Origin of the sequence: Microbulbifer elongatus (assembly GCF_020524885.1) — a bacterium.
In the GTDB taxonomy this organism is placed as follows: domain Bacteria; phylum Pseudomonadota; class Gammaproteobacteria; order Pseudomonadales; family Cellvibrionaceae; genus Microbulbifer; species Microbulbifer elongatus_A.
The window spans coordinates 1630078-1643414 of sequence record NZ_JAIVKJ010000001.1; the positions used below are offsets into that span (position 1 = coordinate 1630078).

At 58.3% G+C, this 13337-nt stretch carries 9 protein-coding genes; 8 read left to right on the plus strand and 1 reads right to left on the minus strand.

What is annotated here, in order from left to right:
- The first annotated feature begins 71 nt into the window (after nucleotides 1–71).
- From LC059_RS06915 to LC059_RS06945, 7 genes are all read left to right on the plus strand, one after another.
- Nucleotides 72–2396 carry a DNA translocase FtsK gene (locus LC059_RS06915; protein WP_226703072.1) on the plus strand — a complete coding sequence of 775 codons (2325 nt, stop codon included), beginning with the start codon at nucleotides 72–74 and terminating at the stop codon, nucleotides 2394–2396.
- 100 nt (nucleotides 2397–2496) lie between these two features.
- Complete coding sequence (gene lolA, locus LC059_RS06920) at nucleotides 2497–3123, plus strand: outer membrane lipoprotein chaperone LolA (RefSeq protein WP_226703073.1); 627 nt, start codon at nucleotides 2497–2499, stop codon at nucleotides 3121–3123.
- Nucleotides 3116–4480, plus strand: coding sequence for a replication-associated recombination protein A (locus tag LC059_RS06925; RefSeq protein WP_226703074.1), 1365 nt, complete (start codon nucleotides 3116–3118; stop codon nucleotides 4478–4480). The genes lolA and LC059_RS06925 overlap by 8 nt, the downstream gene beginning before the upstream one ends.
- Nucleotides 4481–4528: 48 nt before the next feature.
- Nucleotides 4529–4903 (plus strand): fluoride efflux transporter CrcB, encoded by a 375-nt coding sequence (gene crcB, locus LC059_RS06930; protein ID WP_226703075.1) that lies wholly within the window; start codon nucleotides 4529–4531, stop codon nucleotides 4901–4903.
- Between the two features lie 18 nt (nucleotides 4904–4921).
- Nucleotides 4922–6199, plus strand: coding sequence for a serine--tRNA ligase (serS, locus tag LC059_RS06935; RefSeq protein WP_226703076.1), 1278 nt, complete (start codon nucleotides 4922–4924; stop codon nucleotides 6197–6199).
- An 18-nt stretch (nucleotides 6200–6217) separates the two neighbouring features.
- On the plus strand, nucleotides 6218–7597 hold the full coding sequence (gene cysG / locus LC059_RS06940) for a siroheme synthase CysG (protein WP_226703077.1): 1380 nt from the start codon (nucleotides 6218–6220) through the stop codon (nucleotides 7595–7597).
- Nucleotides 7598–7695: 98 nt separating this feature from the next.
- Entirely contained in the window at nucleotides 7696–7959 is a 264-nt protein-coding gene (locus LC059_RS06945; RefSeq protein WP_226703078.1) for a hypothetical protein, read from the plus strand.
- Nucleotides 7960–8016: 57 nt separating this feature from the next.
- Here the strand turns inward: LC059_RS06945 and LC059_RS06950 are convergent, their stop codons facing one another.
- Entirely contained in the window at nucleotides 8017–10218 is a 2202-nt protein-coding gene (locus tag LC059_RS06950) for a penicillin acylase family protein (RefSeq protein WP_319005077.1), read from the minus strand.
- Nucleotides 10219–10706: 488 nt separating this feature from the next.
- On the opposite strand from LC059_RS06950, the gene LC059_RS06955 reads away from it, so the two are divergent.
- Nucleotides 10707–13283 (plus strand): TonB-dependent receptor, encoded by a 2577-nt coding sequence (locus tag LC059_RS06955; RefSeq protein ID WP_226703079.1) that lies wholly within the window; start codon nucleotides 10707–10709, stop codon nucleotides 13281–13283.
- The last annotated feature ends 54 nt before the right edge of the window (nucleotides 13284–13337 follow it).

Here is a 13337-nt window from a genome sequence, read left to right on the forward strand (position 1 = left end):
CAGATGCCTGACATTGCCGTGACTTATATATAAGACACTTCTAACAAGAACACTGTTACCGAGGTAAGCCATTGAAGGCTGAAAGCGAAACCGAATCTTCGGCAGCCATCCCTGACTCTTTGATTGCGCGAATCGTCCGCGAGGGGGCCCTCATCATCCTGCTTGCGGGCGCCTTGCTTGTGGGTATCAGCCTGCTGAGCTATAGCGCTGCGGATCCCGGCTGGTCCCATACCGGCAGTGGCGGCGGCATTGAAAACGCTATCGGGCCAACCGGTGCCTGGCTTGCGGATGTCAGCCTCTCGCTGCTTGGCTGGATGGCCTACCTGTTCCCGGTGCTGATTGGTTGGCGCGCCTATCGGATCCTTCGCGACAAGAATGCGCGCTTTCATGGGCCACTGTTCGCACTTCGCGTTGGTGGTCTTTTGCTTTTGCTGGCTTCCGGTGCCGCGATAGCGACACTCTGTTTCGGTGAGGCCGCAGACCCGCTTCCGTTTTCCAACGGCGGGATTATCGGTGCAGCGATTTCTGCGTTTATGGAAAAAGGCCTTGGTTACGTCGGGGCCACTATTCTGTTACTCGCCATGTTTGCGATAGGCGTGACCGTGTTTACTGGCATGTCCTGGCTCAAGCTGTTTGAGGATATCGGCCGTAGCGTGCTGTTTGTATTTGGATGGATTGGCAGCCGTATGGCCACGGCACGCAAGAACCGCGAAGAGCAACGCGTGGCCCGCGAGGCCATCGTTGTGCGCAAAGCGGCGGTCGAAGAGGAAAAGCAGCGCACCGCCAAGCGTCAGCCACCACAGATTGCGCCCACCGCGCCGCCGCCCAAACAGAGCCCGCGGGCTGTAAAAGAGAAGCAGGGTGAGCTGTTCAAGGGGCCGGTTACCGGCACCTTGCCCGCGCTTTCCCTGCTTGACCCGGCAGATACCAACAAAAAGGCTGGTTTCAGTCGCGAGGCACTCGAGGCATTGTCCCGGCTGCTGGAGCTGAAACTGAAAGATTTCGGCGTGGTGGCCGAGGTGGTGTCTGTGCTGCCGGGGCCGGTAGTGACCCGATTTGAAATTCAGCCCGCACCAGGAGTTAAGGTGAGTCGAATCACTAACCTTGCGAAAGACCTGGCGCGGTCACTGGCGGTGATTAGCGTGCGTGTGGTGGAGGTGATCCCCGGCAAGTCCGTGGTGGGCATCGAGATTCCCAATGAAAACCGCCAGATGGTGCGCCTGACCGAAGTGTTGGGGTCTGAAGTCTATGAGAAGTCCAGCTCGGCACTGACTCTGGCGCTCGGGCACGATATTGCCGGGCAGCCGGTTGTGGCTGATCTCGCCAAGATGCCACACCTGCTGGTGGCCGGTACCACGGGCTCTGGTAAGTCGGTCGGCATCAACGTGATGCTCCTGAGCCTGCTGTACAAGTCAACGCCGGACGAAGTGCGCCTGATTCTGGTGGACCCCAAAATGCTGGAGCTCTCGGTGTACGAGGGTATTCCCCACCTGCTTACACCGGTGATCACCGACATGAACGACGCCGCCAACGGCTTGCGCTGGTGTGTGGGTGAGATGGAGCGGCGCTACAAGCTGATGGCAGCCATGGGTGTGCGCAACCTGGCGGGCTTCAACCGCAAGGTTAAAGACGCTATCGCCAATGGAGAGCCCCTGGAGGACCCCACCTGGCAGCCGGACCCCATGTCCAGTGTGCCAGAGGCGGAGCAGACGAGGCCGCATCTGAAGCCGCTGCCTGCCATTGTAGTGGTGATCGACGAATTCGCCGACATGATGATGATTGTCGGCAAGAAGGTAGAGCAGCTGATCGCGCGAATCGCCCAGAAGGCCCGTGCCGCCGGTATCCACCTGTTATTGGCTACCCAGCGTCCGTCGGTGGACGTGATTACCGGCCTGATCAAGGCCAACGTTCCCACGCGTATGGCCTTCCAGGTCTCCTCGAAAGTGGATTCGCGCACCATTTTGGATCAGGGCGGGGCGGAGCAGCTCCTCGGACACGGCGATATGCTATATCTGCCACCGGGTACAGCGGTGCCCGTGAGGGTGCACGGCGCCTTTGTGGACGACCATGAAGTGCACCAGGTTGTAGCGGACTGGTGCCGCCGCGGCGAGCCCGAGTACATCGACGGCATCGTGGATGACTCCAATAACAGTATTCCGGTGCCTGGTATGCAGACCGAGGGTGGTGAAGACGACCCAGAGGCCGATGCCCTCTACGATGAGGCTGTCGCTTTTGTGACCAAGTCGCGAAAAGCATCCATTTCTTCCGTGCAGCGCCAACTGCGCATCGGCTACAATCGCGCCGCGCGCATGATCGAGACAATGGAAGCCGCCGGTGTGGTGTCTCCTCAGCAGGCCAATGGCAACCGGGAAGTGCTGGCACCACCGCCCGCCTGACGGCGAGCGGTCAGCATTTGAGCCTGGTTCAGGCCGGGTTCACTTCTGCCGGACTAGGCTTAAATGGACATTCCCCGGAATACCAAACTGGAAGGCAACTATGAGACGTACACTAGGCACATTTGCTCTCTCACTGGCATTTGGCGTTTTTGGTATGAGCGCCAGTAGCGCGCAGGCTGACGCAAGTGAAGACCTAAGCCGGCTGTTGCAGCCCCTGGGTTCCATCTCTGGCAACTTCCGCCAGACCCTGAAAGACCAGAAAGGTAAAACCCTGCAGAAAAGCAGCGGCAATTTTTCCGTACAGCGCCCTGGTAAATTGCGCTGGAAGACGGGTGAGCCTTTCCCTCAGCTTCTGGTGACCAACAACAAGAAGCTGTGGCTTTACGATCCAGACCTCGAACAGGTCACTATTCGTCCGGTCGACAACCGCATGAAAGAAACTCCGGCCCTGTTGCTTGGTGGCAAAGTTGAGGATATCCGCAGTTCTTTCAGCGTTGAAAGCAAGAAGGGCGCTTACTATCTGACACCCAAGCGCGCGTCCGCGCCATTCAAAAGCATGGTAATCCGTTTTGATAACAGCGGACTGCCGGCGGCCATGACCGTGCGTGACGGTATGGGGCAGACTACCGATATCCAGTTCAACGGCCTGAAGGCCAACCCGAAGCTTTCCTCGCACATGTTCAACTTCAAACCACCCAAGGGTACTGACGTTATTCGCGATGAGTGACCTGTTTCAATCGCCCCCCAGGCATCAGCCTCTGGCCGCCCGTATGCGGCCGCAAACTCTGGCCCACTATGTGGGCCAGACGCATTTATTGGGGCCGGGTAAACCGCTACGCGAAGCGGTAGAGCGCGGCCAGTTGCATTCCATGGTGCTGTGGGGGCCACCGGGCGTTGGCAAAACCACCTTTGCGCGACTGCTGGCGGAAGAGTGCGATGCCCGCTTTGCCACGCTGTCGGCGGTGCTCGCCGGGGTAAAGGAAATCCGCCAGGCGGTGGCCGAGGCGCAACAGCACGCAGCCCAGTTTGGACGCGGCACCATCCTGTTCGTTGACGAGGTGCACCGTTTCAACAAGGCGCAGCAGGATGCGTTCCTGCCGTATGTGGAGGAGGGCACCGTCACCTTTGTGGGCGCCACCACGGAAAATCCGTCGTTTGAGCTGAATAACGCGTTGCTGTCCCGCTGCCGTGTGTACCTGCTGCGAAGCCTCTCGCAGGAGGAATTGAGCGGACTGCTGCAGCGCGCCCTGGCCGAAGACGAAGAGCTCAAGACCCGCAATATCGAAGTGACACCCGAAGTGCTGGGCAAGATTACCCTCAGCGCCGATGGCGATGCGCGCAGCGCACTCAACCTGCTCGAAATCGCCTGTGACCTGTCCCGGGAAGAGGGGGGGCGTCAGGTTATTGACGATGCCGTGCTGGCGGAGGTGCTCACCGCCGATGTGCGCCGTTTCGACAAGGGCGGCGACTACTTCTATGACCAGATTTCCGCGCTGCACAAGTCGGTACGCGGCTCCGATCCGGATGCCGCTCTCTACTGGTTTGCACGCATGATCGACGGCGGCTGCGATCCGCTCTACGTCGCCCGCCGTGTAGTGCGTATGGCCAGTGAGGACATAGGCAATGCGGACCCTCGCGCCCTGGAAATTGCCCTTAACGCCTGGGATGTGCAGGAGCGGCTGGGCAGCCCGGAAGGAGAGCTGGCCATTGCCCAGGCGGTGGCATACCTCGCTGTCGCCGCCAAAAGCAACGCGGTCTACACCGCTTACAAGCGTGTGCTCGCGGATATTCGTCGTGAGCCCAGCTATGAGGTGCCGGTGCACCTGCGCAACGCCCCCACCAAGTTGGCCAAGGAGATGGCGCACGGCGCCGAGTATCGCTATGCCCACGATGAGCCAGATGGCTTTGCCGCTGGGGAGAATTACTTGCCGGAGGAGATTGCGGATCGCCGCTACTACTACCCGGTAAACCGGGGCCTTGAGCTGAAGATCGAAGAAAAAATGCAGCGCCTGCGCGCGCTCAACGACGCCAGTGACCAACAGCGCTATGGAATTGCACGCCACGCAGCGCCAGAAAAGCGATAGAATTCCTGCGCAGCTGACGATCTCACCTTTCCCTCGGAGCACACCCCAATGCAATGGATAGCAATAGCATTAGGCGGCGCCATCGGCGCGATCCTGCGACATCTTGTCGGGCTATGGGCCTATCCTGTATTCGAAAACCGTATTCCTCTCGGTACGTTCATTGTCAACGTCATCGGCTCCCTGTTGATCGGCGTTGCCTATGTGATGATCGTTGAGCGGGGAATGCTCGGCCATGAGTGGCGGCTGATGATCATGACAGGACTGTTCGGGGCGCTGACCACCTTCTCTACCTTCTCGCTGGAAACTGTGATGTTGTGGCACAATGGCCAGCCTTTGACGGCGCTGGCCTATGTTTTCGCCAGCATCCTGGTGTGTGTGGCTGCAACCGCAACGGCCATCACACTGGGAATGAAATATCTGTAACGCGGTAATAAATACACCATGCTCGATCCAAGACTCATTCGTAACCAACTCGACGACGTTGCAGCAGCGCTCAGCAAGCGCGGTGTGCAACTGGACACGGCCAAACTGGAGCAGCTCGAAGAGCAGCGCAAAGATCTGCAGATGCGCACCGAGTCCCTGCAGAACGAGCGCAACAGCAAATCCAAGAATATCGGCCGCGCCAAGGCTAACGGCGAGGATATCGCGCCGCTGCTGAAAGAGGTCGAATCTCTGGGTGGACAGCTGTCGGAAGCCAAGCAGGCACTGAACGACCTGCAGGCGCAACTCGACGATTTGCTGCTGGCGATCCCTAATATCCCCGATGAGTCCGTGCCGGAAGGCAAGGACGAAGACGATAACGTGGAAGTCCGCCAGTGGGGCACGCCCCGCAGCTTCGATTTTGAAGTGCGCGACCACGTAGATCTGGGTGGCAGCCTCGGTGGCCTCGACTTTGAAGTGGCAAGCAAGATCACTGGTTCCCGCTTCGCGGTCATGACCGGCAAAGTAGCGAAGCTGCACCGTGCCTTGGCACAGTTCATGCTAGATCAGCACGTAGAAGAGCACGGCTATCAAGAAGCCAATGTGCCGGTTATTGTAAATAGCGATTCCCTGTACGGTACCTCGCAGCTGCCCAAGTTTGCCGAGGATCTGTTCAAGCTGGAGGATGAGCGCGGTTTCTACCTCATCCCCACCGCAGAAGTACCGCTGACAAACCTGTACCGTGACGAGATTGTCGAAGACGCCGCGTCACTGCCGCACAAATATGTCAGCCACACCAACTGCTTTCGCTCTGAAGCCGGCTCACACGGGCGCGATACTCGCGGCATGATTCGTCAACACCAGTTCGAGAAAGTGGAACTGGTGTGGTTTTCCCGCCCGGATCAGTCCAAAGACGCGCTCGAACAGCTCACCAGTCATGCAGAAAATATTCTGCAGAAGCTGAACCTGCCATACCGCACTGTAGTGCTGTGTGGTGGCGATATGGGTTTCGGTGCAACCAAAACCTATGACCTGGAAGTGTGGATTCCGTCTCAGGACAAGTACCGGGAAATTTCTTCCTGTTCCCTGATGGGGGACTTCCAGGCACGGCGTATGAAAGCCCGCTGGCGCAACCCGGAAACGGGCAAGCCGGAACTGCTGCACACCCTGAATGGATCCGGGTTGGCGGTGGGCCGTACGTTGATCGCGGTACTGGAAAACTACCAACAGGCCGATGGTAGTATTGAAGTGCCGGAAGTACTGCGCCCGTATATGGGAGGCGCAACCAAGATCGGCTAAGCAGTATGGAATAAGAACTTGCGTTACCTGCCTCTCGCTTTTGATTTAAAAAACCGTCCCTGTCTGATTGTCGGGGGCGGTGCCATCGCCACGCGCAAAGCGCGGCTACTCAATAAAGCGGAGGCCCGCCTGCTGGTGGTGGCTCCGGACATTACCGACGAGCTGCGCCAGCTGGTTCTCGCCAGCGGTGGCGAGTATATGGTCGGCACCTATCGCAAGGCGCTGCTGGACAACGTCGAGCTGGTGGTGGCTGCCACCGCCGATGCCGACGTCAACGCCCAGGTATCCGCCGATGCCCGCGCCCAACGGTTGCCGGTGAACGTTGTTGATTCGCCGGCACACTGTACCTTCACATTTCCCTCCATTGTCGAGCGCGGCCCTCTCGCCATTGGTATTTCCAGTGGCGGTTCAGCTCCTGTGCTTACCCGCATGCTGCGAGCGCAGATAGAGACGCTGCTGTCCCCGGGATTGGGGCTGATTGCCGAGCTGGCCGGGCGCATGCGCGACAAGGTGAAGGCAGCGCTGCCGGAGGCGCAACGGAAGGATTTCTGGCACTGGGTGTTTAATGGCCCCATCGTCGGCCAGATAGAGCGCGGACACAAAGCCGAAGCCGAACAGTCACTGCTTGAAGAGTTACAGCGCTGGGAAGACAAGCCGGCGCCGAGCGGCGAAGTGTATCTGGTTGGAGGTGGCCCCGGCGATCCCGACCTGCTGACCTTTCGCGCTCTGCGCCTGATGCAGCAGGCAGACGTCGTGCTTTACGACAGGCTGGTATCTACCGAGGTGCTGGAGCTGGTTCGCCGCGACGCCGAGCGTATCTACGTTGGCAAGATGAAGCAGTTCCATTCGGTGCCCCAGGACGATATCAATCAGTTGCTTGTGGACCTGGCGAAAGAGGGCAAGAAAGTGCTGCGCCTGAAAGGCGGCGATCCGTTTGTCTTCGGCCGCGGCGGCGAGGAAATCGACAAGTTGGCAGAATCCGGAATCCCTTTCCAGGTGGTGCCGGGCATCACTGCTGCCATCGGTTGCTCTGCCTATTCCGGTATTCCACTGACTCATCGCGATCACGCTCAGTCTGTGCGCTTTATTACCGGGCACCTCAAGCAGGGCGAACTGGTGTTGCCCTGGGAAGAGCTAATCACCAGAAACCAGACCCTGGTGTTCTACATGGGCCTGACCGGCCTGCCCACCATTTCAGAAAAGCTGATCGCAAATGGAATGGATGCGGATACACCGGCAGCGCTTGTGGAGAAGGGCACTACCCGCGACCAGCGGGTGATTGTCGGCACTATTCGCACACTGCCGAAACTGGCGGAAGAGCACAAAGTGGAAGCGCCCGCCCTGACGATTATCGGTGGCGTAGTGAAGCTGCGCGATAGCCTTGGCTGGTACCAGTAAGCCCGGTTTAAAAATCGGATTTACCTTCGGCATCCCTGACCCCATCGACTGGCAAACCCCTATCTATACTGAAAGAGGTGTTTGCCAGTGGTGGTTTTATGTTGTGGGCTTTATTTCGTTTTTATTGCACTCTTCTGGTGCGCAGTTTTCTGCCCCAGGAAAGCGAAATCCTGTTGCCCGATGAAAACGACAGCCATCTGCGCCGCTATACCCGCAGTTACCGCACCAAGCGGAACTGGGTTAAAAACCTCTGGATCGGCGCTTCGCTGCTAATGATCTGCTTTCCGCTCCTGCCGTTCGTGCTAGGGCTGGGGCTGCTCACCTCATTTCTTTCTTTCGCGATTCTCGACGAAACCGCCTGAGGACCATTTGAACAATTTCCGGCGGCATTAAAGCCACCGGAAACATAGCGCTCGCCCTTATTTCAGAGTCAGTACATATGCCGCAGACTTTTCTGTAAAGCTCGAGGGGTTACCTTCGACCCAATCGCGGTGACCATTGCCAAAGAAGGGCGATAGCGGATGTGCACTCTGGCCGGTGGCCATATGGAATACGCCCAGCTGCTCATGGCCTGGCGCCACAACCATGCGCTGTGAGGCGCCATTGGTGGCGGACTGGAAGCGCGGCATATGAGAGTCACCCGGCAGGTGATCCGCAGGCATCGCCGTGAACCAGTTGACCGCGGAAACCGCGCGTCCAAGCGGGTGCTGGATCTTCGCCGCATTCTGCACACCCCAGGTCTGCTGCGCGAGCGGGAGGCCGCCTTCGGCCATCTCTTCCAACACCTTGTCGAGGGCGGCAAGTTTCAGCGCTTTCCAGGATTCAAAATCCGGGTTCAACAAGTGCTCAGGTTCGCTGGAGAGCATCTCCCAGGCCGGGTATTCCACCTGGCGGTTGACGCGGCCAAACTTGAAGTCGGGATCATGCCGCTGCATGTAGGTCAGAACCGGCGCAGTGGAGAAATCGATAAAACGCAGGCGGAAATTGCGCACGATGCGATAGCCCACCGAGTCTGCGCTGGCACGAGCGCCCCAGTTTTCCAGCTGCTCCAACACGTCATCGTAGCCACCGGTGGATTCAATTAGCCGTACCAGATGGGCCTGCCAGCGCTCCAGGAATATCGCGCGGTCGTCCAGCTGGATGTCCAACAGGTCCTGCTCCGTGAATTGTTCGCGCGCAAACAGGTCGTCGCGAATCTGCTGCTGGCGCGCGCCCAGAGCGTAGCCACCGTCACCCATTACTCGCAGGAACTCCCCGTCCATAGTGCGCGAGTTTGCAGTCCAGATCCGGTGTGATGGCGGGTTGTATACGCTGGGATGCTCTTCCAGCGGCAAATAGCCGTCCCAGTAAGCAGTGCCATCAGCCCAGCTTACTGACCGGTTACCATCGAGACCCACCCGGCGGGGAATCGGCCCCGCCACAGTCCAGCCAATGTTCCCTTCACTGTCGCCAAGAACAAAGTTCTGATGCGGAATACCGAACTCTGGAGCCATATCCATCGCAGTGCGCGTATTGGCTACGGTTTCCATGCTGATGATGTTCAGGTTGGCTCCACGCTGGTCATGCGCCACCCAGCGGTAGGCGAGGGGAGTGCCGTTGTGATCTTCGCCAATCACTGGCCCCCAAATGGTTTTGCGAACCTCGAGTTCACTCGCGGGCTTGCCGCTGATCGCGATTTTTTCGCGTACGATTTCAAAGTCTTTCCAGCCTTCCGGTGCGCGGTATTGCTGGCCATTTTCCGAAATTTCCAACGGAATCAGGTCGCCCCAGTCGGCGGTGGTGTTGGTAAAGCCCCAGGCTACCTTGCCATTGCTGCCGGCAACGATGATCGGGCCGCCGGGCAGGGTGGCGCCGCGCATGTTGAAATCCGTTCCCGGCACATTCCAGCCGGCCCGGTACCAGATGTTGGGTACCGTGATCGCCAGGTGCATGTCGTCTGCCACGATGGCGGCACCGTGCTCGGTGAGTGCGCCACCGACCACCCAGTTGTTACTGCCGAAGATCATGTCTTCGCTTTCCATCTTGCCGTAGGCCATGGGCTCGCTCTCATCTACCAGTGCGGCGATGTGAGTCTCCGGCAGGTTGATGGGCCCACGGGCGTCACCAATCAGCGGCGCATCCCAGATACCTCCCTTCGGCACGAAGAACTCATAGAGATCTCCGGGGAGCAGCTCCGCTAGCGCATTGTCGCGCAGCTCGAAGTTGCCAGTACGGCTCTGCAGGGTCATGTACATGCTGAAAATGGTCAGCAGGCTGTCAGCGGGTTCCCAGGCGCGGGGTTCCTGGCGAAGCAGGGCATATTCCCATGGGTTTGCCCCCAGCTGTGAGAGCCCGTAATTGACGCCATTGGTGTAGTGCTCCAGCACTTCACGGTGGTTGGCAGGCATAGCGGCAATATTGCGTTCAGCGCGGGCGCGGAACTGGTGCAGGCGTACGCCCTGATCGTGTTCCAGCGCGGCCTCACCAACCAGCTCGGCGAGCTCACCGGCGGAGTTGCGTCGCAGCAGGTCCATCTGGAAAAAACGTTCCTGAGCGTGCAGGAAGCCGAGGGCAAATGCAGAATCGGTGCGGGACTCGGCATTGATGAACGGAATGCCCTGGGCGTCACGATGAATGGTCACAGGCTGGTTAAGCTGGCCAGAGGTAAGTTCGCCGGCTAATTGCGGCAGACTCTGGCGAAGCCATATCCATGCGGTCAGACCAGCTAGTAATAAAAGGACAAGCAGAGCGAGTAATCCGCGAGCCGTATATTTTGCCCATGGGTTGTTGTTCATCATCGGGATGCTCTCAGGTAAAAACCGGTGGTGTTATTTTGGGACTTGTCGCCCGTTTTGTTGATAGCTGAAGGGTGGCAGTCTAACAGTGTCTCCGCGCACGGTTGTAGTTACCAGAGGACTTTATCTGGTCACAAAACTGACGGTTTGGTTGAATATAATGCCAACATGGCGCACCAGTTCACATAAATTTGCTCCGAAACTGACCAGTCACAATAAAAAAGTCACTACAAGCTTTTCTTGGGACGGCGCTACCCGTAAGATGGCCCAACTTAACTATCAATAATGACCAATTTCCATCACGCTTTTCATATAACTAAAAACGCGAGGACGCGATGATGTACAACGCCGATCAGTCCGGAAAAAACCGTTCCTTTTCCCTGACCACACTCTCCGCTGCGATCGCTGTGACTACTGCTATGAGCAGTGCCGCTTACGCTGCAGAAATTGAAGAGGTGGTTGTTACCGCACAGAAACGTGCGGAAAACCTGCAGGATGTACCGATTGCCATCTCCGCCTTCACTGGCGATAGCATGAAGGCAATGGGTGTCAAAAATCTTACTGACCTGGGTAAATTCACCCCGGGCGTAGAAATGAACAACGACACCCCGCTGCAGCCGACCTACAGCGTCCGTGGTATTGAGACCGGTGACTTCACCGTGGGCTCCGACCCGGCAGTAGCCGTTTACGTCGATGGCGTATATACCGGCCGTGGCGCAGGTGCCGAGATCCCGCTCGCCGATATCGAGCGCGTTGAGGTACTGAAGGGCCCGCAGGGTACCCTGTTTGGCCGTAACGCCACCGGTGGTGCTATCCACATTATTTCCAAGAAGCCTCAGGCGGACGACACCACTGAGCTCAACGTGACTGCCGGTAATTACGGTCGCCAGTCCACGGATCTGCTGGTAAACCGTCAGCTGAGCGACACCCTGTATGGCCGCTTTACCGCGTCCACCAACCGTCGCGATTCCTTTGCGGACAACCTGGCCAACGGGTTCGAAGTAGGTAACATCGATACCCAGACCTACCGCGCATCCCTGCTGTGGGAGCCGACCCCGGACACCGAAGTTCTGTGGCGCGCTGAGTACGGCGTTATGGATCAGGGCAGTGCACTGCGCAGCTCCATCGTTCCGTCTCTGCAGGCAGCTGACGGCGGCACCGACGTATTCGGTGATTACGCCCTGGATACCCCGACCATCGAAGACCGTGATTCCTGGGGCACATCCGTGTCTATCGTTCACGACTTCGAAAACGTGACCTTTACCTCCATCACTGCCTACCGTGGCTTCGATGCCCACCTGCAGCAGGATGAGGACGGTACCGCGAACCCTGATTACATGTTTGGCTCCGCCAACTTCGATGATCAGACCCAGTTCTCCCAGGAGTTCCGTCTGAACGGCGCGACCGACACCCTGAAGTGGACCCTCGGCGCTTCCTACTCTCGTGAAGAGCTGGAGCACACCACCGACGCTTACTTCACCGCCGGCTCCCTGGAGTCCTTCGCGGTTTATGAAGGTGTCAAGGCTGCCTACGCAGGCGCTGGCCTGACCACCACTCAGCTTGAAGATGCCGCTTACCAGCAGCGTCAGCTGATGATTGCCGGCGGCCTTGAAGGCGCGGCAGTTTCTACCTTTATCTACGACCTGATGGTGCAGTCTGGCCAGGCCGATGCACTGCTTCAGGCGCTTGGCGCTCCCGGTTTTGTTACCGCCGACATGCTCAACCGCGACCAAATGATCGGTCAGTTGATGGCTGGTATTTCTCCGTGGGTTGCCGAGGACACCCCCTGGAACGAATCCGTATTCAACGCGGGTGACTACCGTTCAGCGGCCATCTACGGTGACGCCACCTGGAGCCTTACCGACAAAATGGATCTGACCGTTGGCGCGCGTTACACCGCTGACGAGAAAGACTTCTCCATCGTCAGCAGCTACCAGAACGTACTGCCAATCGAGTTCGTCGGCGGCCCGGTTCAGCTGATGGCACCAGACGGTACTCCGCTTGGAGCATCCATTACTCTGCCTCCCGGCCAAATTGCTGAGATCCCGTTCGGCATCGCGTTTAACAACAACGGTAACCCGAACCTGAATCAGCAACTGAGTGATTCCTGGAGCGACCTGTCTGGCCGTATCGTGCTGGACTACCGCTGGAACGACGATGTCATGACCTTCGTGTCCCTGGCTGATGGCTTCAAGGCCGGTGGTTTCAACAGCTTCAGCGCTGCGCCGGGTATCGATCCGTCTTTCGACCAGGAAAGCGTGACCAACCTCGAAATTGGTATGAAGAGCAGCCTGTTCGACAACGCTGTGCGCTTCAACGCGTCCGTATTCGCATACGACTACAAGAACCTGCAGCAGCTGGATCTGGTTGGTGCGCCCATCCCCAACTACTACCTGCGTAACGCAGATGCGGAAGGTCGCGGTGCGGAAATGGAAGTGCAGTGGGCGGCTACCGACAACCTGTTTATTGCCGGTAACTACTCTTATTTGAATACAGAGTACACTCGCTACACGCTGTTGGATCAGCCTCCTGTAAATGAAGGCCCGGATGATGATCGTACCGGTCAGCCTCGCGTTGGCACTCCGGAGAACAAGTTCAACATCATGGCCGAGTACACCTGGGCCCTGGCTCAGGGTGGTGACGTAACCCTGCGCGGTGACTACAACTGGACCGACGAGCGTGTCGGCTCCATCAGCGATCCGGCTCGTGTGATCCCGGATTACCAGCTGATGAACCTGCGCGCCGGCTGGAACAGCGCTTCCGACCGTTACTCTGCAGCCCTGTGGGTGCAGAATGTAACCGACGAAGAGATTGCCGGTGGTTACGGTGGTACCGGTGCTGCGATCGGTGCCAGCCCGGCTTGGCGCTTCATGCCTCGCATGTACGGTGCCGACTTCACTGTGCGCTTCTGATCGCACGGACGAAAGAGCACGAGAGAGGGTCGGCATTGCCGGCCCTTTTTTTTC